Genomic DNA, 23,777 nt, shown 5'->3' on the forward strand with positions numbered 1-23,777 from the left:
CGTCCGAATCCGGAGATTGTATGGTCAGTGCAGAAGTAACCCCGTTTCCGCAACCGCTGTCATCGGCGCCGCATAAGGCCAACGTGGCGGTGCAGCTGGATGGCGTCCTGAAGCGCTTTGGTGATGCCATCGCGCTGCATAAAATTTCTCTCACCATCCATGAAGGTGAGTTCATTACGCTGCTCGGCCCGTCCGGCTGCGGCAAAACCACGCTGCTGAACCTGATGGCCGGCTTTGCCGAAGCCGACGGCGGTGAGATTTTTATCGATGGCGACCTGGTAACGGAAATCCCGCCTTATCAGCGCGAGATCGGCATCGTGTTTCAGAACTACGCGCTGTTTCCGCACATGACGGTGGAGAAAAACGTCGGCTACGGCCTGCGTATGCGCGGCGTGCCGAAAGCGGAAATCGCCGAGCGGGTCGGGCAGGCGCTGGCGCTGGTGAAGCTGGCGGGTTATGGCCAGCGCAAGCCGCGTGAACTGTCCGGCGGGCAGCAGCAGCGCGTGGCGCTGGCGCGTGCGCTGGTGATTCGCCCCAAAGTGCTGCTGCTGGATGAGCCGTTCTCCGCACTGGACAAAAATTTGCGTTTATCCATGCAGGTCGAGCTGAAAGCGATTCAGCGCAAACTCGGCGTGACCACGGTCTTTGTTACCCACGATCAGGGCGAAGCGCTGAGCATGAGCGACCGCGTGGTAGTAATGTCGGCCGGACACGTGCGCCAGATCGGTCCGCCGGATGAGATCTATCGCCGCCCGCAGGATCCGTTTGTCGCCAGCTTCGTTGGTGACGTGAATATTTTGCCGGGCCGCTACGCCGGCCGCGACACCAGCGCGTTGCTGGAGCTGGGCGGCAACACGCTGCGCCTGCCGGCCAAACGGGTGCAGGCCAGCATCGGCGACCGGCTCGATGTGTATGTGCGTCCGGAAAATGTGCAGCTGGCGCCGCTCGGTCCGCAGGCGCTGCTCAGCGCCACGGTGCTGACGCATGTATTTCAGGGCGATCACGTTGACGTGCACCTTGATATCCCGGCGCTCGGCAGTGCCTCACTGTTTGCCCGTCAGTCCGGACTGGACGCGCTGACGCGCTGGCCGGTCGGCAGCGTGGTGGGGCTGACGTTTGATGACGAGGGCGTTTGCGCCTTCGCCAGCGACGCACAGGGTTAACGCATGACTACGGAAACCATGACGGCGATCATCGCCGCGCAGCCGGGTGGTGCAGAGGTGCTGACTGCGGTACAGCGCCCGGTGCCGCAGCCGGGACCGGGCGAAGTGCTGCTGCGCGTCGTCAGCGCAGGGGTTAACCGGCCCGATATTCTGCAGCGCAACGGCATGCCACCGCCGCCAGACTGCAGCGATATTCTCGGGCTGGAAGCGGCGGGCGTCATCGTTGCGCTCGGCGCAGGCGTCAGCGAATTGCAGCCGGGCATGGCGGTGATGGCGCTGCTGAGCGGCGGCGGTTATGCACAATACTGCGTGGCGCGCGCCGACCTGTCCCTGCCGGTGCCGGACACGCTGCCGCTCAGCCACGCGGCGGGGTTTCCCGAAGCCGCGTTTACCGTCTGGCACAACCTGTTTGAGCTGGGCCGTCTGATGCCGGGCGACAGCGTGCTGATTCACGGCGCGGCCAGTGGCGTGGGCACGCTGGCGATCCAGTGCGCCCAGGCTTGTGGCGCGCGGGTGATTGCCACCGCCGGCGGTGCGGAAAAAATTGCCGCGCTGCAGCAGCTGGGCGTGTGGCGCGCCATCGATCGCCATAGCGAAGATTTTGTGGCGGTGATCCAGACGCTGACCCGGGAACGCGGTGTGGATGTGGTGCTGGATAACGTCGGCGGCGACTACATTGCGCGCAACCTCAGTGTGCTGGCAGCGGGCGGGCGGCACGTCAGCCTCGCCTTTATGCAGCGGGCCACAGTGGAGATCGATTTACAGCTGATCATGCGCAAAGGCTTAAGCCTGACCTCTTCCACGCTGCGACCGAAAAGCGCGGCGGAAAAAGCGCGTCTGGCGCAGTGCGTGCGCGCCCATCTGCTGCCTTTACTGGCCGCCGGGCGCATCACGCCGCGGGTGCATCAGCGATTGCCGCTGACGGCCGCCGCGCAGGCGCACCGTATCCTTGAAGCCAATGCCAATATCGGCAAAGTGCTGCTGCTGCCAGATGCGGAGGTCACGTCATGATGGAACTCTATTACGCCTCTACCTCGCCTTACGTGCGAAAAGTGATGGTGTGCGCCCAGCTGCTGGGTCTGGCGCCGGAGATCACCCTGCTGGCGTCGGCGGCGCACCCCATCGAGCGCGATGCGCGCATTGCCGCGTTTAATCCGCTGGCTAAAGTGCCGGCGCTGCGCACTGAACAGGGACTATGTTTATACGACAGCCGGGTGATCTGCGAATACCTTAACCACCGCGCCGGGGGCCAGTTGCTGCCGGCAGACGGCGAGGCGCGCTGGCTGTGCCTTACGCGCCAGGCGCTGGGTGATGGGCTGCTGGACGCCGCGCTGCTGGCGCGCTACGAAACCAGCGCCCGCCCGCTGGAAAAGCAGTGGTCAGCGTGGCGCGATGCGCAGCTGACCAAAGTGGCGGCTGCGCTGGCGGCCATTGAGCAGCAGGCGGAGGCGTTCAGCCGCACGCCCGACGATCTCGGGTTGATCGCCATCGGCTGCGGATTGGGCTACCTCGACTTCCGTTTTGCTGAACTCAACTGGCGCGCCACGCATCCGCAGAGCGCCGCCTGGTTTGCCCTTTTTGACGCGCATCCGGCGATGGCCGCGACGCGCCCGCACCTGTAACGGAGCCGCCATGTCTCAGATTTTCTTTCTCAATGGGCCGAATGCCAATCTGTACGGCATGGATCGCCACGGTACCTACGGCAGCGACAGTTTCGCCAGCATCGGCCAGCGCTGTCAGCAGCGCGCCGACGCGCACGGCCTCAGGCTGCAGTTTCGTCAGAGCAACCATGAAGGCGTGCTGGTGGACTGGATTCAGGAAGCGCGCCAGCAGGCAAACGGGCTGATCATAAATGCCGCCGGGTTGTCGTATCGCTCAGTGCCGATTCTGGATGCGCTGCTAATGTTCGATGGCCCGATCATCGAAGCGCACATGAGCAATATCTGGCAGCGCGAGCCGTTTCGTCATCAGTCGCTGGTGTCGAAAGCCGCCACCGGCGTGATCGCCGGGCTGGGCGCGCTGGGTTATGAACTGGCTATCGATGCGCTGGCGACGCTGCTACAGGAGCCCAGCACATGACGACTCTGGTGTTTTACAGCGAGTTCGACAGCTTTGAGGCGTGGTCGGCGCTGCTGGCACCGCAGTTACCGGATGTCGCTATCTGCCGTGCCGATCAGGTTGCGGATGCCGATAGCGTGCAGTTTGCGCTGGCGTGGAAGCCGCCGCGCGGTTTTTTTGCCCCGTATCGCCAGCTGAAATTGCTGGTGAATCTGGGCGCGGGCGTCGACTCGCTGGTGGGGCGCGACGACCTGCCTGACATCCCGATCGTGCGGCTATCGGACCCGGATATGGCGCGCATGATGGCCGGTTACGTGCTGTTTGCCGTGCTGCGTTACGCGCGTGACATACCGGCATTTGAGCGCGCACAGCGTGAACATCGCTGGCACTATCTGCATCCGCGCGAGCCGGGGTCGATTCGCGTGGGCGTGCTGGGGCTGGGCGAACTGGGTGCGTATGCGGCGCGCGAGCTGGCGCGTCAGGGCTTTGACGTGCGCGGCTGGTCGCGGTCGCCCAAAGCGCTGGACGGCATTCACTGCGTCAGCGGTATGCAGGCGCTGGATGCGTTTCTGGCCAGCAGCGACATTCTGGTGGTGATGCTGCCGCTCACGCCGGAAACCCACGGTTTGCTGGATGCGCAGCGCCTGGCGCGGTTGCCGCCGGGCTGTGCGCTGATCAACGTGTCGCGCGGCGCGATTGTCGATCAGCCCGCGCTGACCGCGGCGCTGCAGAGCGGACAGATCGGGCACGCCACATTAGACGTGTTTGATCGCGAGCCGCTGCCGCCCGACGATGCGCTGTGGGGCATGGAGAATGTGCTGATCACCCCGCATCTGGCGTCGGTGGCGATTCCGGCCAGCGCGGCGCGTCAGGTGGCTGATAACATCCAGCGAGTGATGCGCGGCGAGCCGGTGCTCAACCAGGTGTTCCCCGCGCGGGGTTACTGAGCGCGTCAGGCGACGCGCACCACCTGCGGGTCGAAGTAGCTTGGCGCGGCCATGCCGGGAATGTATTGATCGGAGATGAACATGCGGCAGCGTTCGGCGAAGGCGTTGACCACCATCGACTGCTGCACGTGGGCCACCGTGGCGTATCCCAGCAACATCGGCCGGTTCACGCCGGCAAGGCGCACGCGGATCACCCGTTTGCCATCCTGCGACAGATTGGCTTTGGGCCGCACATTGGCGATGCCAAATCCCACGCCGTTGGCCACCATCGCGCGTACCACTTCCATATTGCCGGAGCGCATCACAATGTTGGGCGTAACGCCTGCTTCGCTAAACAGGCTGAGAAAATATTCGCGGCTCCACGGCATATCCAGCAGCACCATCGGCACCGTAGCGAGATCCTGGATGGTCACCGCAGACTGACTGGCAAACGGGTGATGTTCGCCGACCATCACATACGGCGGCAGCTGCGCCAGCGACTGAAACGCGATGTCGCTGGCCGGCACCAGATCGTAGGTCAGCGCGATATCGATATCGGCGGCGCGCAGTTGTTTCAGCAGCTGTTCATGATTGCCCTCCACCAGCGTGATGCGCACGCCGGGGAAGGCACGGCCAAAGCCAAACACCAGCTCCGGCGTCAGCATCGGGGCCAGCGTGTCGAGACAGCCGACGCGCAGCGGGCCGCGCACGTTATTCAGCGACTCTGAGGCGATGGTATACAGATTCGACATCTGTTCCAGGATTAGCTTCGCCTCTTTTAATACCTGATGGCCAATGGCGGTGAGCGACACGCCCTGCGCGTGGTGGCGCACAAACAGCTGCACCCCCAGCTCGGATTCGATGTGGGTAATGGCGGCCGAGATCGACGGTGACGACACGTGAATACGTTCGGATGCGCCAATAATGCTGCCGGCTTCGCCGGACGCGACGAAGTATTCCAGCTGGCGCTGGGTGATGCGACTGAGCATGCAGATTCTCCTGGTGTCGCCAGCGCGATCTTGTCGCGCCGGCTTTTCTATTTACTCCTGTTTCCATGCATTTATCATGCCGGACAGCGAATAGCAGCATAATCCCCTGCCTGACCCTTCACGCCCATTCGCTTCTGCCTCACTAAGGCTTAAGAAAATCCGTTGCAAAGCAGCGACTTTTTTAGCGTCAGAAATTCCGATGCAACGGCGAGGAAAAGGCTGTTTTACCGCAGCAGCTGCCAGCGGCAGAATCGCTGTGACACCTGCTTTTCACTTTCGCACTGTTTTGGCGCAGCGCGCCGTGGCGAATCAACGGTGGTTCAGAGCAGCGATAACAGCCTTTTCATTCACTGGGGACAAAAATATGTTGCGTAAGATATGTGCCTTAACGTTGTTAACCACGGGAATTCTGAGCGCAGGGAATGCCATGGCCGCCGACAAGCTGATTGTCAGCACCTGGGGCGGCAGCTTTAAAGATCTGATCGATCAAACCATCGCTAAAGAGTTCACCAAAGAGACCGGCGTCGAAGTGCAGTTCGTCACCGGCGGCACCATCGATCGCCTCAACAAAGCCAAACTGGCGGGCGGTTCGCCGGAAACTGACGTGACTTTCACCACCGCGCACGTCGGCTATCTGTATGCCAACAGCGGCCTGTTTGAGAAGCTCGATATGAGCAAAATCCCTAACGCGGTCAATCTGGTGCAGCAGGCGAAAGTCAGCCCGTATCACCTTGGCGTGTGGGGCTACGTCTACACCATCGGCTACCGTCCGGATCTGGTGCCGAAAGGGGAAACCTTTACCAGCTGGAACGACCTGTGGAAGCCGGAGCTGAAAGGCACGCTGGCGCTGCCCGACTGGGATCCGAGCCACATCATCGCCGTGGCCGCAAAACTCTCCGGCAGCGATGCCGCGCACTGGCAGCAGGGCCAGGCGAAGCTGAAAGCGCTGATTCCTAACATCAAATCGTTCTACACCGATGATGCCAACAGCCAGCAGCTGATCTCTACCGGAGAAACGCCGGTGCAGGTGATGCTGTCAATGAACGCCTACAGCATGATTGCGGAAGGGGTCAACATCAAGCTGGCGATACCGAAAGAGGGCGCGATCCTCGGCGTGGATACCGTCGGCATCAATAAAGGCAGCAAACATGCCGATCTGGCGTACAAGTTCATCAACATCGCACTGAAACCGGAAATTCAGCAGCAGGTGGCGAAGATCTATCGCGGTAGCCCGACGGTGACCAACGCGCATATCGATCCGGAGCTGGCGAAGCTGCCAGGCATGCTGACCACGCCGGCGCAGTGGAATGCCACCATCAATACCGATCCCCAACTGCGTGCGGAGAAAACTGCCGAGTGGCGTCAGTGGTTCTCTGAAAACATCATGTCTCACTGATTGTCCTGGTGCTGCGGCGGGGCGGGTGCCTCGCCGTAGCCGGTACCACCTATGCAGGCAGTAACGTCCATGACGAAAAAACCGACATTTTTACCCTGGTTCATTCTTCCCGCCACGCTGACCGCGATGGGGCTGGTCGTCGCGATGTTTGCGGTGATGCAGTTCAGCGTGCGTGCGTACATTCCCGGCTCGCTGGATGTCGGCGGCTTTACGCTGGCCAATTTCAGTGGCCTGTTCAAACGCATCTACGGCGACGCGTTTCTCAACACCGTGCTGCTCAGCGCCAAAACGGCCCTGTTTGGTTTGCTGATGAGTTACCCACTGGCCTATGCGCTGGTGCGCACCCGCACCGCGTGGATCAAATCCACCATTCTGATCATCGCAATTACCCCGCTGTTTCTGGGGGAAGTGGTGCGCACCTATTCGTGGATTATCGTGCTGGGTAACAGCGGCTTTCTTAATAGCCTGCTGCTGGCGCTGGGCATCATCAGCCAGCCAATCCAGTTTATGTTTACCCAGACCGGCGTGGTGGTCGCGCTGGTGCATGTCACCATGCCGATCATGGTGCTGATGCTGGCGACGGCGCTGTCACACATCAATCCGGACTACGAAAAAGCCGCCACCAGCCTTGGTGCCGGGCCGGTACGCGCGCTGCTGACGGTGACCATTCCGCTGTCCATTCCTGGCATCATCGCCAGCCTGACCACCGCGTTTGCCTGGACCTTCAGCGCTTTCGCGACGCCACAACTGATTGGCGGCGGGCGCGTCAGTACCGTGGCTACGCTGGTGTATCAGCTGGGTTTCTCCTCGATGAACTTCCCGTTTGCCGCAGCGCTGAGCATTGCTGGCCTGCTGCTGACCATTCTGCTGCTGCTGGCGCTGAAGCGCATGACGCGCTTCCTGCACGCCATGGGAGGGCACTGATATGACCCGTTCTCACAACGACAAACTGATTGCGCTGCTGGGTAAACTGCTGGTGATCGCCATTCTGGCGTTTGTCATGTTGCCCACCGTCGTGGTGTTTATCTCGTCGTTCAGCAGCACCTCCGTGCTGTTCTTCCCGCCGAAAGGCTGGTCGCTGCGCTGGTTTGAGCGGGCGCTGAGCTACGACGATTTTCGTCACGGCTTCTGGTCCGGACTGATTGTCACAGCATGGGCGTCAACGCTGGCGGTGATCATCGGTGCCACGCTGGCGATTGCCATTGAGCGCTATCGCTTTCCCTGCAAACAGGTGCTGGAGAGCATTCTGCTGTCGCCGCTGTTTATTCCGCATTTCACCATTGGCCTCGGCCTGCTGATGCTGGTGTCGCAGCTCAATCTGGGACGCGGCTATGCGCTGGTGATTTTCTGCCACGTGGTGCTGGTGCTGCCGTTCGTGCTGCGCAGCGTCTATGTATCGCTAAAAAATCTCGAGCAGCGGATAGAACTGGCGGCGGCCAGCCTCGGCGCATCGCCGCTGCGCGTGGTATGGACCATTACCGTGCCGCTGATTCTGCCGGGCCTGTTTGGTGGCTGGCTGTTCGCCGCGATTCTCTCATTCAATGAATTTACCGCCTCGCTGTTTATTACCACCCAGGCGACGCAGACGCTGCCGGTGGCGATGTACAACTACGTGCGTGAATTTGCCGACCCGACGCTGGCGGCGCTGTCGGTTATTTATATTGTGGTGACCGCCGCGATGTTAATTATCGCCAATAAGTTTTTCGGGCTGGGAAAAATATTAAACGTTGAGGCCGGGCATTAATTTCGCTGTGCCATTAAGCCGCCGTTAAACATGACAACCTGGTGTTAATCGCCAGCGGCGCAATATTTGCGCCGCGCTGGTGGCATGCCAACTATTCGGGGATGACCTATGTCAGTAGAAAAAATCAATACCGTGATCGTCGGAGCGGGCCAGGCGGGTATCGCCATGAGCGAACATCTGGCGCAGATGCAGATCCCGCATGTGGTGCTGGAGCGCAGCCGCATTGCCGAGCGCTGGCGTTCCGAACGCTGGGATTCGCTGGTGGCCAACGGTCCGGCGTGGCACGACCGCTTTCCTTCGCTGAAGTTTGATAACATTTCACCGGAGGCGTTTCCGCCGAAAGAGCGCATGGCGCAGTATTTCGAGGATTACGCAAAGATGCTCAACGCGCCGGTGCGCACCGGGGTTGAAGTACAGCAGGTAACGCGGCTGCCCGGACGCAGCGGCTTCCGGGTGGTGACGTCGGTGGGAGAATTCGACGCGGACAACGTGGTGGCTGCCACCGGGCCGTTTCAGAAGCCCGCGTTCCCGGCCATCGTGCCTGAAGGCGCGGTGCCGCAGCAGATCCACTCATCTGCGTACAAGAATCCACAGCAGCTGGCGCCCGGTGCGGTGCTGGTGGTCGGTGCGGGTGCGTCCGGCACCCAGATTGCCGAGGAGCTGCGTCAGGCCGGCCGCGAGGTGTTTCTGTCGGTCGGCGAGCACTACCGCCCGCCACGCGCCTATCGCGACCGTGATTACTGCTGGTGGCTTGGCGCGCTGGGGCTGTGGGACGAAGTGAAAATCAAGCCGAAGAAACAGCACGTGGCCTTTGCCGTGAGCGGCTATGAAGGCGGTAAAACCGTGGATTTCCGCCGGCTGGCCCATATGGGTATTACGCTGGTCGGCATCACCGAGCGCTGGGATAACGGCGTGCTGCGCTTTGCGCCGGGGCTGGCAGAGAATATCGCCGAAGGTGACAGAGCCTATTTCGAGGTGCTGCGCGATGCGGATGCGTACATTGAGCGCAACGGGCTGGATTTACCGGCCGAGCCGCAGGCGTGGGAGCTGTTGCCGGATCCGGACTGCCTGTTAAATCCGCTGATGCAGCTGGACGTGCAGGCGGCGGGCATCAGCACCATTATCTGGGCTACCGGGTTTAAATTTGATTTCAGCTGGCTGCAGGTGGATGCGTTTGATGAACAGGGCCTGCCATTCCACAAGCGCGGTATTTCTGCCGAGCGCGGTATTTATTTCCTTGGCCTGCCCAATCTGGTCAACCGGGCGTCGTCGTTTATTTACGGCGTGTGGCACGATGCGAAATATATTGCCGACCACATCGCGCTGCAAAATGCCTATTCGGATTACGTAAAGTCGTAATTATTTTCCAGGTGCGCATGAATGCGCACCCTACGGAAGATTCACAATGCCCGCACCTACCGCGGTCTTACAGCGATTGAATTAGCACGATAAATCGTGCCGCTACAACAGGTGCGGCTGGAAAGTGCAGTAATCACAGTGCGCACAAACCGTAGCGGCGCAATTTATTGCGCATTGGGCAGCAGCGCAGCGGACAACTAGCACGATAAATCGTGCCGCTACACATGGTGCGGTTAGAAGATGCAGTAATCACAACGCGCACAAACCGTAGCGGCGCAATTTATTGCGCATTGGGCAGCAGCGCAGCGGACAACTAGCACGATAAATCGTGCCGCTACACATGGTGCGGTTAGAAGATGCAGTAATCACAACGCGCACAAACCGTAGCGGCGCAATTTATTGCGCATTAAACAGCAGCGCGGTGGACAACTAGCACGATAAATCGTACCGCTACACAAGGTGCGGTTAGAAGATGCAGTAATCACAGCGCACACCAACCGTAGCGGCGCAATTTATTGCGCATTGAGCAGCAGCGCGGCGGACAATTAGCACGATAAATCGTGCCGCTACACCAGGTGCGGTTGGAAGGTGCAGTAATCACAGCGCGCACAAACCGTAGCGGCGCAATTTATTGCGCAACAGGCAGCAGTGCGATGGACAACTAGCACGATAAATCGTGCCGCTACACCAGGTGCGGCTGGAAGATACAGTAATCACAGCGCGTACAAACCGTAGCAGCGCAATTTTATTGCGCAATCTGACACAGCATTCAGCCAATCCTCAGACAAAAAAATGCCGGTGGGCGATGGCTCGCGCACCGGCATCGGTTCGATTGACTCAGCGATGGCCTATTACAGCGCCATATCCTGCTTCGCGGACTCTTCGCGCGGTTTGGCCTGCGCAGGTGCTGACTGCTGATCGTCCATGTTAATCACTGGCGGTTTGGTCAGCTGCAGCACGGATGCGGTGTTATCCCATACCTGCTGGGTCAGCGCGGTGTTGCCGTTCAGCTTCTGGCCAAAGCTTGGCACGATAGCGCGGATCTTCTGCTGCCACTCTGGTGACGCGAACTGCTGCGGGAACAGCTTCTGCATCACGTTCAGGGTGATCGGTGCCGCGGTAGATGCACCCGGTGAAGCACCCAGCAGGGCCGCCACGGTTTTCTGCTGATCGGTCACGATTTCGGTACCCAGCTTCAGCACGCCGCCTTTCTCAGCATCTTTCTTGATGATCTGCACACGCTGGCCGGCCTGAATCAGTTTCCAGTCCTCTTTACGCGCGTTCGGGTAGTACTCTTTCAGCGCGGCAAAGCGGTCGTCATCGTTCAGCATCACCTGACCAATCAGGTATTTCACCAGGTCAAAGTTATCGATGCCCACGTGCGTCATCGGCATGAAGTTGCTGGTGGTGGTGGCGCTCAGCAGATCGAACAGCGAACCGTTCTTCAGGTATTTGGTCGAGAACGTGGCGAACGGTCCAAACAGTACCACTTTTTTACCGTCGAGGTTACGGGCATCGATGTGCGGTACCGACATTGGCGGTGCGCCTACGGAAGCCTGACCATACACTTTCTGCAGGTGACGGCTGGTGATTTCCGGGTTTTCGGTCATCAGGAACGAACCGCCCACCGGGAAACCGCCGTAGTTATCGGCTTCAGGAATACCGGTTTTCTGCAGCAGCTTGATCGCCGCACCGCCCGCGCCGATGAATACGTATTTCGCATCCACTTCACGGTTTGCGCCGCTCTTCACATCTTTGATGGTGACGTGCCAGGAGTTGTCGCTGTTGCGTTTGAAATCGGTGACTTCAGAGGAGGTTTCCAGCTTGAAGTTCTGATCTTTCTGCAGGCTGCCGATCAGCTGACGGGTAATTTCACCGTAGTTCACATCGGTACCCACCGGCGTCCAGGTGGCGGCCACTTTCTGATTCGGATCGCGACCTTCCATCACCAGCGGTGCCCACTGCTCGATCTGCTTGTGATCGGTAGAGAACTTCATGCCCTGGAACAGGGTCGTTTTCTGCAGCGCCGCATAGCGTTTGGTCAGGTATTCGACATTTTTGTCGCCCCAGACAAAGCTCATGTGCGGGGTGGAGTTGATGAACGAACGCGGATCGTGCAGCACGCCACGCTGTACCTGGCTGGTCAGGAACTGGCGGGTAATCATGAACGATTCATTGATTTCCAGCGCTTTGCTCACATCAATGGAACCGTCTGCACGCTCTGGCGTGTAGTTCAGCTCCATGTTGGCAGAGTGGCCAGTACCGGCGTTGTTCCAGCCGTTGGAGGATTCAAGCGCGACGCCGTCGAGACGCTCAACCATCAGTTGTTTCCAGCCCGGTTGCAGCTCCTGCAGCCAGGTACCGAGCGAGGCGCTCATGATACCGCCGCCAATCAGCAGCACGTCGGTTTTTTCTGGTGCGTTCTCAGCGTGAACCGCTGAAGAGACAAGCAGTGCCGTCAGCGAAAGCGCGGACACAAGTTTTTTGGTCTGAGTCATGCCAGTCCTGTTTATTCTTTGCAGATGAACGTTAAAAATTCGGTTGGCAAATTAAAAGATTGTTACGAAAAGATTAACTTGTTTTTAGTTAATTAACTATTGATGGCAATTAATTAACTTTCATAAAAGCGGGATGGCGAAATAAACGGCAGGAATACAGCAGAAATGCGGGAAAAAGCAACAATATATCCGCTAACGGAGCGCGGTTATTATTTATAACGACGGGCACGACTTAGGTCAAATTAAATCCGCTGCAGCGATGACAAATCATGCACTATCACTGCACGGAGCGTGTTGATGATCTGACGCCGAATGGGTTTACCCTAAGGTCTCTGATGACTTGTTTAACTTTCGCGTGGACATGAGCATGGCGGGCAAAACCCTGTATGAAAAGCTGATCGAACAGCATGTGGTACGTCACCTGGACGATGAGGGGCACGTGCTGCTCTATATCGACCGGTCAATCCTCAATGAATACACCAGCCCGCAGGCGTTTAGCGGTCTGCGCGACCGGTCGCGTCGCGTGCGTCATCCGGCCACTATTCTACTCAACGTCGACCATGTGAACCCGACGCGGCCAGTGCGCGATGCGGCGATGACCGACGCTGGCGGTCAGCTGCAGGTCGATTACTTCCGCAAAAATGCTGAACACTTTGGCATCGAGCTGTTTGACGTGCTCGACCCGCGACAGGGCATTGAACATGTGGTGGCGCACGAGCAGGGGCTGGTGATGCCAGGCATGGTGATTGCCGCCGGCGACAGCCATACCACCACTTACGGGGCGTTTGGCGCGCTGGGGTTTGGCATCGGCACCTCGGAAATCGAGCACCTGCTGGCGACACAGACATTGATTTATCGCACGCTGAAAACCATGCGCGTTGAAGTTACCGGCGAGCTGCCGTTTGGCTGCGCCGCCAAAGACATCGTGCTGGCGTTGATCGAACAGATTGGCGCATCCGGCGCTACGGGATATGCGATTGAGTTTACCGGCAGCGCGATCGATGCGCTGAGCATGGAAGGGCGTATGACGCTGTGTAACATGGCGGTGGAAGCCGGTGCGCGCGGAGCGATTATCGCGCCGGATGACAAGGTCTACGCTTACATTGCCGGCAAACCGCAAATGCCGGTGGGCGAGCTGTGGCAGCAGGCGCTGGCCGAGTGGCGCACGTTGCGCAGCGATGATGATGCGGTATTTGACCGGCAACTGACCATTGATTGCAGCGATCTGGAACCGAAAGTCACCTGGGGCATCAGCCCGGATCAGGCCTGCGCCATCAGCGGCCACGTGCCTAATCCGGCAGACGAACCCGATCTGGTGAAACAGCAGGCGATGAAAAATGCGCTGCACTACATGGGGCTGCAAGCCGGCACGCCGCTGGCCGACATTGCCATCACCCACGCGTTTATCGGCTCCTGCACCAATGGGCGCATTGAAGATTTGCGCGCTGCGGCAGCGGTGATCGGCACCCGCAAAATCGCGCCGCACGTGCGCGGCATCATCGTGCCGGGCTCAACCCAGGTACGGCAGCAGGCGGAGGCGGAAGGGCTGGCGGCCATCTTTATCGACGCCGGCTTCGAGTGGCGTCAGTCGGGCTGTTCGATGTGTCTGGCGATGAACGAGGATGTGCTGGCACCGGGCGATCGCTGCGCATCTGGCACCAATCGTAACTTTGCCGGCCGTCAGGGCGCGGGCGCGCGTACTCACTTAATGAGTCCGGCGATGGTCGCCGCCGCTGCGCTGGCGGGCCATCTGGTTGATGTTCGTCACTATCTGCAATCCGGGGTTTAATATGCAAGCTTTCACTACCATCACCGGCAAGCTGGCACCGCTGCCGGCTGCTAACATCGATACCGATGTGATTATGCCCAAGCAGTTTCTCAAAGGCATTGACCGGCAGGGGCTGGATCGCGGCGTGTTCTTTGACCTGCGCTTTCTGGCCGACGGTGCGCCAAACCCTGATTTCATCCTTAATCAGCCGGGCTGGCAGAACGCGACGTTTTTGCTGGTCGGCGCCAATTTTGGCTGCGGCTCCAGCCGCGAACATGCGGTGTGGGGGCTGAATCAGTTGGGCATCCGCGCGATTATCGGCACCAGCTTCGCCGGCATTTTTGACGACAACTGCCAGCGTAACGGTGTGCTGACGCTGAGCCTGAGCGAGGCTGATTACCAGCGTCTGAGTGCGGTGGCCGCCGATGCGCAGCGCAACACCATCAGCGTGTCGCTGGATCAGCAAACCATTCAGTTCGCGGATGAGGTGATTCACTTTACGGTCAGTGCCCTGAAGCGCGAGATGCTGATCGGTGGCGGCAGCGCGGTAGACTGGACGCTGCAATATGAAGCAGATATCCGCCAGTTTGAAGCGCAGCACTTTGCGCAGCGTCCGTGGCTGCAGCGCACCAGGGAGCAACCATGAGTAAGATTATCGATCGCGGCCCGTCGCCGTTTATCGCCGGTTTTACCCTGCAGGATGTGACGCTTGATAATGGCGTTACGCTGCGCGTGGCCAGCGGCGGCAAGGGCTCGCCTTTACTGATGCTGCACGGCCATCCGCAAAATCATCTGGCCTGGCGTAAAATCGCACCGCAGCTGGCGCAGCATTATCAGGTGATCCTGCCGGATTTGCGCGGCTACGGTGACAGCGACAAGCCCGCCAGTGACGCTGAACATCTGCCGTATGCCAAACGCAGCATGGCGCAGGATATCAGCCAGCTGATCGACGCGCTCGGCCTGCAGCGCGTGGCGTTTGTCGGCCACGATCGCGGCGGGCGCGTCGGGCACCGGCTGGCGCTCGATCACCCGGAGAAAGTCAGCTGCTGCGTGTTTGTCGATATCGCACCGACTGCCACCATGTACGCGCTGACCGATCAGGCGTTCGCCACGCGCTACTTCTGGTGGTTCTTCCTGATTCAGCCGCACCCGCTGCCGGAGACCATGATTGGTCACGATCCGGCGTTCTTTTTGCGTAAACACATTGATGGCCAGCTGAAAACGCCGGGCGCGACCGAAGCGGCGGTGTTTGAAGATTATCTGCGCTGCTATCGGGATCCGGCGATGATCCACGCGGTGTGTGAAGATTATCGCGCCGCCGCCAGCATCGATTTGCAACACGATGCCGCTGACAGCGACCGGCGCATTGCCTGCCCGCTGTTACTGTTGTGGGGCGAAAAGGGCACGGTCGGTCAGCTGTATGATGTGGTGCACACCTGGCAGGACAAGGCGCTGCAGGTGCAGGGCGAGGCGTTACCGTGCGGCCATTCACCGCAGGAAGAGGTGCCAGAGCGGTTTCTGCACTCGCTTCAGCGCTTCCTGGGATCTGTGTTATAACCACGTGGCGTTCACTCACCATGTGCTGTTATGAAAATACTGCTTGCCGGAAAAAGTTATCAGAAGCCGTTACAGGGTTGGCCGTCGATTGAAGACCTGTACGTGTTTATCAGCGTGGCGCGGCATGACGGTTTCGGCCGCGCGGCGATTGAGCTGGGTCAGTCACCGTCTTACATCAGTAAACGCATCGCCATTCTGGAAAAACAGCTGGAGACGCGGCTGTTTTTCCGCACTAACCGCGTGATGCGCCTGACGCCGGAAGGTGAAAAAGCGCTGGAGGGCGCGCTGCAGGTAGTGCAGGAAATGGATGGCTTTCTCAATAATTTCCGTCAGTGGCGCGGCGAGCTGACCGGGGAAATTACCGTCGGCTGCTCATTTGGTTTCGGTCAGGACTATTTATCGGATGCGGTTTCGGCATTTATTCACCAGCATCCGTCGCTGAATATTAAACTGATGCTAAGCGATCGGGCATTCGACCTGCTACAGAGCGGCACGGATGTGGAAATCTGCGTTGGCGACGATCTCAATCCTTCCTATATTGCCCGCCGGCTGATTGCCAACCGGCGCATTTTATGTGCCGCGCCGGCGTATTTATCCCGCGCCGGTATGCCAGCCTCGCTGGATGCGTTAATTCATCACAGCTGTCTGATCATTAATGAACGCGATAATTCATTTGGAAACTGGGCATTGACCAATGGCGAGCAGCAGGTATTGTGTCGCCTGAACAGCCATTACTCTTCCAATAGCGGCAAGGTGATTCTGCACTGGGCGTTGCAGGGGCATGGTATTGCGCTGCGTTCAGCGTGGGATGTGGCGCCGTATCTGGCGACGGGCGAGCTGGTGGCGGTATTACCGCAGTGGTATCAGGAAGCCAATATCTGGGCGGTGTATACGCAACGCGCCGCAGAATCGCAGCGTATTAAAGTTTTTCTCGATTTTCTCGCCGCCTATTTTAATGAAAAAAGCCTGCCGGAAATGACGGGCAGGCCATAAACAGAAAAACGCGTTAATCCCGGCATCAGCCGTAAGCCACTTTGTCATTGATGTGATACAGCGTGGCAGTGGCGGCCATCACGTGCTGGCCGTCGTGGCCCGGCTCATGTGATTCAACGTCGGTGATGTGATAACCGACGGCTCCGGCCGCCTGGGCTTTTTTCACAATGGCGTCTGTTAACTCTTCCATTGACGTGGCCCAGCTTACAGTAGTGACACCCGCCGGATGGATTGAAGATAATTCGCGGTGCGTCAAATCGGCGCGAATTAAAACCGGTTTAACATTTTGCGGCGTAAAAATGGAAATCACATCGTTAATTAACGCTTTCATGGTCTTACTCCTCAAAAATAACAACAGAGCCGGAAGTGAATTAACCGATCCTGAGATCGTTGTTTATTGGTTTATACATTCCGGCAAAGCGCACGGTGAATCATCAGGCCGGTAGGGTTAATAAACACCTTTTGAGGTTATGCGTTTTAGCTTTAATTGCTAATCAGATGTTAAGAAAAGTTCCGCCACAACTCCGGTAATGTTTCGCTAATATTTTTTCATCTGCTTACATTTGCCATTAAAAAAGTCGGTGCGTCATGTGCGGGCAAATCCGGCCATCCGTGGCCCTGCGGCTTAAAACTCGCGCTGGCCGCCCAGTTCGATCACCCGGTTGGGCGGAATATGAAATTGCTCATGGGCGCGCAGCGCGTTGCGCTGGCAGAAGTGAAAAATCCCGCCGCGCACCCGCGCCAGACCGCGGCGTTTTTTCATCACCAGCGTATCGTGCGCGGTAAAAAATGATGCTTCATTCACCGTGCAGCCAAAACCTTCCAGTCCGCACAGATGCAGAATCTCGGCCATCGACGGCACTTCACGCCAGCCGTAGGCGGCAGTGACCTGCCAGAACGACGGCGACAATTGCGTAATGCTGATGCGCTGCTGGTTATAAACGCGCGGCGTGTCGGTGGTGCGGATATGCAACAGCACCACGCGGCGGTGCAGCACGCGGTTATGCTTAAGGTTGTGCAACAGCGCCTGGGGAATTTCAAACTCCTTGCGCGCGAGGAAGATGGCGGTGCCCTCGACGCGGTTCGGCGGATTGCTCTCCAGCGATTTCACCAGCGCCAGTAAACCGTCCTGATCGTTATTCAAACGGCGAATCAGGCGGTTACGCTCGCTGCTCCAGATCAGCATCAATCCCATCATGGTCAGCGCCAGCAGCACCGGCACCCAGCCGCCGGACAGCAGTTTCATCAGGTTGGCGATGAACAGCGGCACGTCAACCACCAGCATACACAGCAGGAACAACAGCGCCAGCGGCAGCGGCCAGCGCCAGTTACGCAGCGCCACCACGCCCGCCAGACAGGCCGTGATCACCATGGTGCCGGTCACCACGATGCCGTACGCCGAGGACAACGCTGACGACTGACGGAAAGCCAGCACAATCAGCATCACGGCGGTGAACAGCAGCCAGTTCACCACCGGAATGTAAATCTGCCCGGACTCAGTATGCGAGGTAAAAATGATGCGCATCGGCGGTAAAAAGCCCTGGCGAATGGCCTGATGCGTCAGGGTATAGACGCCGGAAATCACCGCCTGCGCCGCGATGACCGTGGCCAGCGTTGACAGCACAATCAGCGGAATCTGCGCCCAGCCGGGGGCCAGATTAAAGAACGGATTGTTCAGCGCCTGCGCATCGGCGATCACCAGCGCGCCCTGGCCGAAGTAATTCAGTATCAGCGCCGGCATGGCGATCACCAGCCAGGCGAGACGAATCGGCGCTTTGCCCAGGTGGCCCATATCCGCATACAGCGCTTCCGCGCCGGTCACCGCCAGCACCACCATGCCCATCGCCGCGAGCGAGAGCGCTTTGTGGCTGAGCAGGAAGGTCAGTGCATAGGACGGACTGAGCGCCTGCAGCACTTCCGGGTTGAGCAGAATACCGCGTATGCCAAGTGCGCCGATGGCCACAAACCAGACAAACATCACCGGGCCAAACACCCGGCTGACCTTTTCCGTGCCGTGTTTCTGGATAATGAACAGCAGCGCGAGAATGGTGAGCGCCAGCGGCACCACATATTTTTCCAGCCCGGGCGAGACCACCTGAATCCCTTCAATGGCCGACAGCACCGAGATGGCCGGGGTGATCACGCCATCCCCATAGAAAAATGCGCCGCCAATCAGACCGGCCAGCACGATGATATGACCGGCTTTGCGGCCAACGTTGCGGCGTGCCAGCGACATCAGGGTGAGTATGCCGCCTTCGCCGTCGTGGTCGGCGCGCATCACGAAGCAGACATATTTCAGCGTGACGATGAGCGTCAGCGCCCAGAAGATCAGCGACAGAAAGCCCATCACCGCCAGTGCCGACGGCGCGCCGTCCGGCAAAATCGACAGACACTCTTTCAGGGTATACAGCGGGCTGGTACCGATATCACCAAACACGATGCCGGCGGCGGCCAGCATGCCAGCAGGCAGAGACTGTTTCTCTGATTGACTCATACATTTCCTGTTTTTTCAGGGAGAAAGGGCGAGCGCCATCAACCGCACTGGCGTGTCGCAATCACCCACTTTTATGCTGGCGAAGATAGCGTTTCAGCGGCGTAATCGGTAGGGGTTGGCGTTTTTTTGTACGCGATTTTTATACCAATCGACCAAATTTTTACGCCATTTTTACACCGCTGCGCCTTTTTCAACCTGAAGTGTAGACGATTCAGACAGCAGCAGAAGCGGGCTGGCTGGCAGAAAATGGGATGGGGGAGCGGGGGCTTTGCGGTGGTGGGAGATGTCCAGGTGCGCATGAATGCGCACCCTACAATATTGTGGCGGGTTCGCGATTAATGATGACCGCGATTGATGTAGGGGCGCCATTTATGGCGACCGTAATTGCCGCGGGTTCGCGATTAATGAGAACCGCGATTGATATAGGGTCGCCATTTATGGCGACCGCATACGCTTACCAACCCTTAATAATATCGCCTTTATAAATCTCGTTGGCTTTATCCAGCACCGGCTGGGACTGGAACGCTTCTTTCAGCTTCTGCACGTTCGGGCTGTCTTTATTATCTTCGCGCGCCACAATCGCATTCACGTACGGCGACGCTTTGCCTTCCATAAACATCCCGTCACGCGAGGCGGATAAATTCACCAGCGCGGCAAAGTTATTATTAATGATCGACAGATAAACCTGCGGATCGTCCAGCGTGCGCGCCAGCTGCGGCGTATCCACTTCCACAATCTTCAGCTTTTTCGGGTTGTCGGTAATGTCCAGCGTGGTCGGCAGCAGACCGGCTTCGGGTTTCACCTTCAGCAGGCCCTGCGCCTGCAGCAGCAGCAGGCTACGCCCCAGAGTGGTCGCTTCGTTAGACACGGTTACGGTAGCACCATCCGGCAGATCCTGTAGTGATTTAATCTTGCGTGAATAACCGGCAATCGGGAACACGAAGGTATTGGTCACGACGGCAAATTTATACCCGCGCTCTTTGGACTGCATCTCCAGATAAGGCAGGCTCTGGAACGCGTTGGCGTCCACATCTTTATTGAACAGCGCTTCATTCGGCTGCACGTAATCGTTAAACGCCACTACATCGACATCGAGCTGATATTTATCGTGTGCCACCTGCTTCACGGTCTGCCACAGCGCCTCATCCGGTCCGGTATTGATCGCCACTTTGATTTTGCTGTCGTTGTGGTTGTCACAGGCGCTGAGCAGGGTGACAGAGGCCGCCAGCAGGGCGGTAAGCCATGTTTTTTTCATTGTTTGCAGGTTTCCTTATGTTTGCAGGAAACCGACTATAGTATACGTCCAGACGTCTGTACATCCGTGCGCGGTGCGATCGCCTGGTATTTATCCAGCGCGGCTGTGTAAGCGCTACGGCTGTGGATGTTGCAGACAGGCCAGATAGCGACGACCCGACTGCTGTACTGCCTCATCGGCACGCGCGAGAATTTCGCGGCCGGCAAACGCGCCGTACAGGCGCATAAACTTCACGCCCTGCAACCGCTGCAGCATGGCTGTCACCGTGGCGCCGGCCAGCGGTAGCATATTGGGATAGCTCCACATAAACGAAACCGCACTGGCACCGGGCGTTACCTGCAAAATATCGCCGCTCAGCAGCATGCCGCCGTCGTGTGCCCAGTGCAGCACCGTGCCGCCGGCAAAGTGACCGCCGAGACGTAACAGCCGCACGCCCGGCAGCAGGTCACAGCTGTCGCCGTGCCAGGGCTGCAGACGGGGCGATGCGCGCATGATCCACTCGCTGTCGCTGGCGTGCAGATACACCGGTGCGTCGAAGGCGTCGGCCCAGTCCTGCATGGTGCTGTAATAGTGGGGATGGGAGATGGCGATGGCGTGCAGGCCGCCGAGTGCACGCAGCAGCGTGACGGTGGCGTCATCCAGATGCGCGATGCAATCCCACAGGATATTGCCGTGCGGCGTTTGCAGCACAAAGGCTCGCTGGTTGATGGCAAAATCCGGTACGGTTTGCAGGCTGAGCAGCCCGGGCGCCAGCTGTTGCCACTGGTTTTGATGCGAGGCGCGCAGCGCAGACTGATCGATCCACTGCTGCCCGCCGGGCGGCACAAACTGGCGTTCATCCTGACAAATGCGACACTGCGTAAGGGCTAGTTGCTGCTGCTGATAAGACGTGCCGCAGGCGGTACAAATGGTGATCATGGCTTCTCCTCACAGTCCGGTGAGGATCAGTGTAGGCAAGGTACGAGGTTAGCGCGCGACGTCCTGCTGTGGCTGCAGCTGATAAATCCACGCCGTCCGCTGCTGGCCGTCGGTCGTGGTGACCTCAACCGGCACCCGGTCGTAGCCATCTTCAAACTCATCCAGCATCGGCCAGTGCAGCGCCAGCCGGTCCGAGATGAACAGATAACCCGGCACGCGCGCGCCGTGCTCATCAAGTACGATGCCGGGAAAATCAGCGGCCGCGCCCCAGCCGTTGGCATAGTAAGTGCCGGCGACCGTCCCTGCCAGCCACTCACCGCCGATGTTTTCCAGGATATGCGCATTGCACTGGCCCGGCTGCAGCGTGCCGTAAACGAAAAGCGTGTTCATTTTCCCTCGTAAAATCATGCAAAAGCGCTACTTTACCTGCCTGCTGCCGCCCTGTCATCCGCCAGAGGAAGGCCACACCGGCAGCGAAATTCTGCGTTACCGGTTGTGCGATGGCTCGTAATGTGAGGACGCGCGCGGCATAAAACGGTTAACGTAGCCGCAGATGTTTACCGCTGCTGCCAGCCAGCTTTCTCTTTTTCGAGGTATCCGCGCTATGTTGAAGGGTTCCAGCCTCTGCCGGGGTGCAATCAGGGAGTATCCGCACTCCGCTCAGTTTGATGGCAAAAAGTTTCGCAACGTCCAGCCGCGTCAGTCGCTGAGCTTTGGCGACTACCGCAAAATGCTGTGGGATTTCCTGTTCAATAAACCGAAAGATACCCAGCCGCCGGCCGCGCTGCCGGTGCAGCCCATCACGGCCGCCGCGCTGGCACAGGCCGCGCCCAACAGCGTCTTTCGCCTCGGCCACTCTTCGCTGTTGCTGAAGCTCAATGGCCAGTTCTGGCTGACCGATCCGGTGTTCGCCGAGCGCGCGTCGCCCTTTAAGCGACTGGGACCAAAGCGCTTTCAGCCAGCGCCAATTGCCGTGGCCGATCTGCCGCCGATCGAAGGCATTATTTTGTCGCACGACCATTACGATCATCTCGATTACCACATCATCATGCAGCTGAAAGATCGGGTGAAGCACTTTCTCACCCCGCTCGGCGTCGGCGATTTGCTGATTAAGTGGGGTGTTGCGCCAGAGAAAGTCATCCAGCTCGACTGGTGGCAGTCGCGGGATATCGGCGGCATCCACTTTGTCGCAACGCCGTCGCAGCACTTTTCCGGCCGTGGCCTGTTCGACAGCAACAAACGGTTGTGGTGTTCGTGGACGCTGATTTCTGACCAGTTCCGCCTGTTTTTTGGCGGTGACTCCGGTTACTTTGACGGTTTCAAAGCGATTGGCCGGAAATACGGTCCGTTTGATGCGGCGTTTCTGGAAAATGGCGCTTACGATGCGCGCTGGGCCGACATTCATATGCTGCCGCAGGACACGCTGCGCGCGTTTCAGGATCTCAACGCACGCTGGCTGTTTCCGATTCACAACGCGGCTTTTGATTTAGCGTTTCACCGCTGGGACGATCCGTTTACCCAAATCGTCCAGCTGGCGGCGGAGCATCAGGTTGCACTGTGTCTGCCGATGCTGGGCGAGGGCATTGATCTGTTACAGCCGCAGCCCACCGCGGCCTGGTGGTAAAGCACGCAACCCGATGGCCGTTTGGCTATCGGGTTGCGCAGGTCAGGCAGTGAGTTCGTCGTAGAGGCTGCGCAGCCGGGTGCGCAGAAACAGAACCGCTTTATGTTTGCGCGACAGCAGCGCCTGCACGCTGTCGCCGCTTTCGGCGGCCAGATCCTGATAGCTGAAGCCGAGCAGCTCGGTCTTTTCAAATACCTCGCGCTGCGCAGCAGGCAGTTCCGCGAGCGCATCGTCCAGCTCTTCCCACAGCAGCGTTTTCAGATACTCATCCTCCGGCGTCTGCGCCACGCCAAACAGCGTTTCGGCAATTTCATCTTCGGGAAAATCCTCGTCTCCGGCGGCGTTAAACAGCGAGAGTTCGCGTTTTTTTCGCGATCGATCGGTGATCTCGTTGCGCGCGGCGCGAAACAGCCAGGCGCTGACGTTCTCCACCGGCTGTTCCACCTGCAGCAGTTTCCAGCTGATCTCCTGCAGGATATCTTCGGCCTCATCGTGCCGCTCGCTGCGGCCGCGAATAAAGGCGCTGAGCTTAGTGCGGCAGGCGCTGAGGGCCGCCAGCAGCCGCGAATCCTGCGCCATACCGCTTACTCTGCATCCGGGGATTTGGCGGGCGCATCGTCCGCGGGCGGGCGCGGATCGTCACGCTGGCTGCGGCGATCGTGCCAGTCACAGCGTCCACCATGATGACCACGGCCGCCAAACCGCTCGCGCCGCTGCTGCATAAAGGCTTCACGCTGCTCCGGCGTCATCTGCATCCAGCGTTCATGCATGCGGCGGCGTGCCATGCCAAACATGCCGGGATGGAAGCCCAGCCCGCCAAACAGGATGCGACACAGCACCAGCAGTCCCAGCGCCTGCCAGAAGCCAATACTTTTTACGCCGGTCAGTTCCGGCAGCAGCGCATTCCACAGCGACATCACCAGCAGGCCAAGGGCAGCAAACAGCACCACGCCGAGCAGCAGCGGTTTCGCCATGCGGTGATGACCAAAACGGTGACCACGTGAATGCTGATGTCTGTCAAAATCTCTCATTGGG

The 23,777-nt window shown here is 59.0% G+C and carries 23 protein-coding genes; 14 read left to right on the forward strand and 9 right to left on the reverse strand.

The genetic code is table 11. From position 1 onward, the window contains the following. Positions 1-20: 20 nt before the first annotated feature. The 5 genes from AC6I7J_RS20150 to AC6I7J_RS20170 are packed head-to-tail and all read left to right on the forward strand — an operon-like array spanning position 21 to position 4,168. A complete protein-coding gene (locus AC6I7J_RS20150) occupies positions 21-1,163 on the forward strand; it encodes an ABC transporter ATP-binding protein (RefSeq protein ID WP_264251973.1) in 1,143 nt (380 codons plus the stop codon). 3 nt (positions 1,164-1,166) lie between these two features. Then, positions 1,167-2,174 (forward strand): NAD(P)H-quinone oxidoreductase, encoded by a 1,008-nt coding sequence (locus tag AC6I7J_RS20155; RefSeq protein ID WP_498007428.1) that lies wholly within the window; start codon positions 1,167-1,169, stop codon positions 2,172-2,174. Further along, positions 2,171-2,785 (forward strand): glutathione S-transferase, encoded by a 615-nt coding sequence (locus tag AC6I7J_RS20160; RefSeq protein WP_059012401.1) that lies wholly within the window; start codon positions 2,171-2,173, stop codon positions 2,783-2,785. Before AC6I7J_RS20155 ends, AC6I7J_RS20160 begins: the two co-directional genes overlap by 4 nt. A gap of 10 nt (positions 2,786-2,795) precedes the next feature. Further along, the gene (locus AC6I7J_RS20165) at positions 2,796-3,242 is read left to right on the forward strand and encodes a type II 3-dehydroquinate dehydratase (protein ID WP_498007429.1); all 447 of its coding nucleotides are present in this window, start codon (positions 2,796-2,798) and stop codon (positions 3,240-3,242) included. After that, positions 3,239-4,168: a 2-hydroxyacid dehydrogenase gene (locus AC6I7J_RS20170; RefSeq protein ID WP_498007430.1), complete on the forward strand. Its 930-nt coding sequence runs from the start codon at positions 3,239-3,241 to the stop codon at positions 4,166-4,168. The genes AC6I7J_RS20165 and AC6I7J_RS20170 overlap by 4 nt, the downstream gene beginning before the upstream one ends. A gap of 5 nt (positions 4,169-4,173) precedes the next feature. Here the strand turns inward: AC6I7J_RS20170 and AC6I7J_RS20175 are convergent, their stop codons facing one another. Continuing rightward, on the reverse strand, positions 4,174-5,136 hold the full coding sequence (locus AC6I7J_RS20175; protein WP_021509493.1) for a LysR family transcriptional regulator: 963 nt from the start codon (positions 5,134-5,136) through the stop codon (positions 4,174-4,176). A 364-nt stretch (positions 5,137-5,500) separates the two neighbouring features. Here AC6I7J_RS20175 and AC6I7J_RS20180 point away from each other — a divergent pair, with 364 nt between their 5' ends. The 4 genes from AC6I7J_RS20180 (at position 5,501) to AC6I7J_RS20195 (ending at position 9,635) form a co-directional block, all read left to right on the forward strand. Continuing rightward, positions 5,501-6,532: an ABC transporter substrate-binding protein gene (locus AC6I7J_RS20180; RefSeq protein ID WP_498007431.1), complete on the forward strand. Its 1,032-nt coding sequence runs from the start codon at positions 5,501-5,503 to the stop codon at positions 6,530-6,532. A gap of 69 nt (positions 6,533-6,601) precedes the next feature. After that, positions 6,602-7,456, forward strand: coding sequence for an ABC transporter permease (locus AC6I7J_RS20185; RefSeq protein WP_021509491.1), 855 nt, complete (start codon positions 6,602-6,604; stop codon positions 7,454-7,456). A 1-nt stretch (position 7,457) separates the two neighbouring features. Next, a complete protein-coding gene (locus AC6I7J_RS20190) occupies positions 7,458-8,276 on the forward strand; it encodes an ABC transporter permease (protein WP_058770557.1) in 819 nt (272 codons plus the stop codon). 108 nt (positions 8,277-8,384) lie between these two features. Then, positions 8,385-9,635: a flavin-containing monooxygenase gene (locus AC6I7J_RS20195; protein ID WP_058775056.1), complete on the forward strand. Its 1,251-nt coding sequence runs from the start codon at positions 8,385-8,387 to the stop codon at positions 9,633-9,635. Positions 9,636-10,486: 851 nt separating this feature from the next. Here AC6I7J_RS20195 and mqo read toward each other — a convergent pair. Further along, the gene (gene mqo, locus AC6I7J_RS20200) at positions 10,487-12,133 is read right to left on the reverse strand and encodes a malate dehydrogenase (quinone) (RefSeq protein WP_021509488.1); all 1,647 of its coding nucleotides are present in this window, start codon (positions 12,131-12,133) and stop codon (positions 10,487-10,489) included. A 367-nt stretch (positions 12,134-12,500) separates the two neighbouring features. Here mqo and leuC point away from each other — a divergent pair, with 367 nt between their 5' ends. From leuC to AC6I7J_RS20220, 4 genes are read left to right on the forward strand one after another with little or no spacing between them, the layout of a single operon-like run. Further along, complete coding sequence (gene leuC, locus AC6I7J_RS20205; protein WP_058770123.1) at positions 12,501-13,922, forward strand: 3-isopropylmalate dehydratase large subunit; 1,422 nt, start codon at positions 12,501-12,503, stop codon at positions 13,920-13,922. A gap of 1 nt (position 13,923) precedes the next feature. Next, entirely contained in the window at positions 13,924-14,547 is a 624-nt protein-coding gene (gene leuD, locus AC6I7J_RS20210) for a 3-isopropylmalate dehydratase small subunit (RefSeq protein ID WP_058781436.1), read from the forward strand. After that, a complete protein-coding gene (locus AC6I7J_RS20215) occupies positions 14,544-15,458 on the forward strand; it encodes an alpha/beta fold hydrolase (RefSeq protein WP_222987096.1) in 915 nt (304 codons plus the stop codon). Before leuD ends, AC6I7J_RS20215 begins: the two co-directional genes overlap by 4 nt. Positions 15,459-15,488: 30 nt before the next feature. Continuing rightward, a complete protein-coding gene (locus AC6I7J_RS20220; protein WP_021509484.1) occupies positions 15,489-16,451 on the forward strand; it encodes a LysR family transcriptional regulator in 963 nt (320 codons plus the stop codon). A gap of 25 nt (positions 16,452-16,476) precedes the next feature. On the opposite strand, the gene AC6I7J_RS20225 is transcribed toward AC6I7J_RS20220, so the two are convergent. From AC6I7J_RS20225 to AC6I7J_RS20245, 5 genes are all read right to left on the reverse strand, one after another. After that, on the reverse strand, positions 16,477-16,782 hold the full coding sequence (locus AC6I7J_RS20225; RefSeq protein WP_058770126.1) for a YdgH/BhsA/McbA family protein: 306 nt from the start codon (positions 16,780-16,782) through the stop codon (positions 16,477-16,479). A 294-nt stretch (positions 16,783-17,076) separates the two neighbouring features. Beyond that, complete coding sequence (kup, locus tag AC6I7J_RS20230; RefSeq protein WP_215787831.1) at positions 17,077-18,945, reverse strand: low affinity potassium transporter Kup; 1,869 nt, start codon at positions 18,943-18,945, stop codon at positions 17,077-17,079. Between the two features lie 454 nt (positions 18,946-19,399). After that, on the reverse strand, positions 19,400-20,200 hold the full coding sequence (locus AC6I7J_RS20235) for a MetQ/NlpA family ABC transporter substrate-binding protein (protein WP_498007432.1): 801 nt from the start codon (positions 20,198-20,200) through the stop codon (positions 19,400-19,402). Between the two features lie 114 nt (positions 20,201-20,314). Beyond that, entirely contained in the window at positions 20,315-21,118 is an 804-nt protein-coding gene (locus AC6I7J_RS20240) for an MBL fold metallo-hydrolase (RefSeq protein ID WP_498007433.1), read from the reverse strand. 48 nt (positions 21,119-21,166) lie between these two features. Continuing rightward, positions 21,167-21,508: a gamma-glutamylcyclotransferase family protein gene (locus tag AC6I7J_RS20245; RefSeq protein WP_058770129.1), complete on the reverse strand. Its 342-nt coding sequence runs from the start codon at positions 21,506-21,508 to the stop codon at positions 21,167-21,169. Between the two features lie 214 nt (positions 21,509-21,722). On the opposite strand from AC6I7J_RS20245, the gene AC6I7J_RS20250 reads away from it, so the two are divergent. After that, a complete protein-coding gene (locus AC6I7J_RS20250) occupies positions 21,723-22,742 on the forward strand; it encodes an MBL fold metallo-hydrolase (RefSeq protein WP_498007434.1) in 1,020 nt (339 codons plus the stop codon). A 42-nt stretch (positions 22,743-22,784) separates the two neighbouring features. On the opposite strand, the gene AC6I7J_RS20255 is transcribed toward AC6I7J_RS20250, so the two are convergent. Together AC6I7J_RS20255 and AC6I7J_RS20260 are read right to left on the reverse strand one after the other, a co-directional pair. Next, positions 22,785-23,321, reverse strand: a complete 537-nt coding sequence (locus tag AC6I7J_RS20255; protein WP_088517637.1) for an RNA polymerase sigma factor — start codon at positions 23,319-23,321, stop codon at positions 22,785-22,787. 5 nt (positions 23,322-23,326) lie between these two features. Beyond that, the gene (locus tag AC6I7J_RS20260; protein ID WP_058770132.1) at positions 23,327-23,773 is read right to left on the reverse strand and encodes a hypothetical protein; all 447 of its coding nucleotides are present in this window, start codon (positions 23,771-23,773) and stop codon (positions 23,327-23,329) included. Between the last annotated feature and the right edge of the window lie 4 nt (positions 23,774-23,777).

The organism is Type-C symbiont of Plautia stali (assembly GCF_059730935.1).

Excerpts from the sequence above, each read along its gene's own strand:
- AC6I7J_RS20150 (WP_264251973.1), top strand. The coding sequence starts at position 21 with ATGGTCAGTGCAGAAGTAACCCCGTTTCCGCAACCGCTGTCATCGGCG.
- AC6I7J_RS20155 (WP_498007428.1), top strand. The coding sequence starts at position 1,167 with ATGACTACGGAAACCATGACGGCGATCATCGCCGCGCAGCCGGGTGGT.
- AC6I7J_RS20160 (WP_059012401.1), top strand. The coding sequence starts at position 2,171 with ATGATGGAACTCTATTACGCCTCTACCTCGCCTTACGTGCGAAAAGTG.
- AC6I7J_RS20165 (WP_498007429.1), top strand. The coding sequence starts at position 2,796 with ATGTCTCAGATTTTCTTTCTCAATGGGCCGAATGCCAATCTGTACGGC.
- AC6I7J_RS20170 (WP_498007430.1), top strand. The coding sequence starts at position 3,239 with ATGACGACTCTGGTGTTTTACAGCGAGTTCGACAGCTTTGAGGCGTGG.
- AC6I7J_RS20175 (WP_021509493.1), bottom strand. The coding sequence starts at position 5,136 with ATGCTCAGTCGCATCACCCAGCGCCAGCTGGAATACTTCGTCGCGTCC.
- AC6I7J_RS20180 (WP_498007431.1), top strand. The coding sequence starts at position 5,501 with ATGTTGCGTAAGATATGTGCCTTAACGTTGTTAACCACGGGAATTCTG.
- AC6I7J_RS20185 (WP_021509491.1), top strand. The coding sequence starts at position 6,602 with ATGACGAAAAAACCGACATTTTTACCCTGGTTCATTCTTCCCGCCACG.
- AC6I7J_RS20190 (WP_058770557.1), top strand. The coding sequence starts at position 7,458 with ATGACCCGTTCTCACAACGACAAACTGATTGCGCTGCTGGGTAAACTG.
- AC6I7J_RS20195 (WP_058775056.1), top strand. The coding sequence starts at position 8,385 with ATGTCAGTAGAAAAAATCAATACCGTGATCGTCGGAGCGGGCCAGGCG.
- mqo (WP_021509488.1), bottom strand. The coding sequence starts at position 12,133 with ATGACTCAGACCAAAAAACTTGTGTCCGCGCTTTCGCTGACGGCACTG.
- leuC (WP_058770123.1), top strand. The coding sequence starts at position 12,501 with ATGGCGGGCAAAACCCTGTATGAAAAGCTGATCGAACAGCATGTGGTA.
- leuD (WP_058781436.1), top strand. The coding sequence starts at position 13,924 with ATGCAAGCTTTCACTACCATCACCGGCAAGCTGGCACCGCTGCCGGCT.
- AC6I7J_RS20215 (WP_222987096.1), top strand. The coding sequence starts at position 14,544 with ATGAGTAAGATTATCGATCGCGGCCCGTCGCCGTTTATCGCCGGTTTT.
- AC6I7J_RS20220 (WP_021509484.1), top strand. The coding sequence starts at position 15,489 with ATGAAAATACTGCTTGCCGGAAAAAGTTATCAGAAGCCGTTACAGGGT.
- AC6I7J_RS20225 (WP_058770126.1), bottom strand. The coding sequence starts at position 16,782 with ATGAAAGCGTTAATTAACGATGTGATTTCCATTTTTACGCCGCAAAAT.
- kup (WP_215787831.1), bottom strand. The coding sequence starts at position 18,945 with ATGAGTCAATCAGAGAAACAGTCTCTGCCTGCTGGCATGCTGGCCGCC.
- AC6I7J_RS20235 (WP_498007432.1), bottom strand. The coding sequence starts at position 20,200 with ATGAAAAAAACATGGCTTACCGCCCTGCTGGCGGCCTCTGTCACCCTG.
- AC6I7J_RS20240 (WP_498007433.1), bottom strand. The coding sequence starts at position 21,118 with ATGATCACCATTTGTACCGCCTGCGGCACGTCTTATCAGCAGCAGCAA.
- AC6I7J_RS20245 (WP_058770129.1), bottom strand. The coding sequence starts at position 21,508 with ATGAACACGCTTTTCGTTTACGGCACGCTGCAGCCGGGCCAGTGCAAT.
- AC6I7J_RS20250 (WP_498007434.1), top strand. The coding sequence starts at position 21,723 with ATGTTGAAGGGTTCCAGCCTCTGCCGGGGTGCAATCAGGGAGTATCCG.
- AC6I7J_RS20255 (WP_088517637.1), bottom strand. The coding sequence starts at position 23,321 with ATGGCGCAGGATTCGCGGCTGCTGGCGGCCCTCAGCGCCTGCCGCACT.
- AC6I7J_RS20260 (WP_058770132.1), bottom strand. The coding sequence starts at position 23,773 with ATGAGAGATTTTGACAGACATCAGCATTCACGTGGTCACCGTTTTGGT.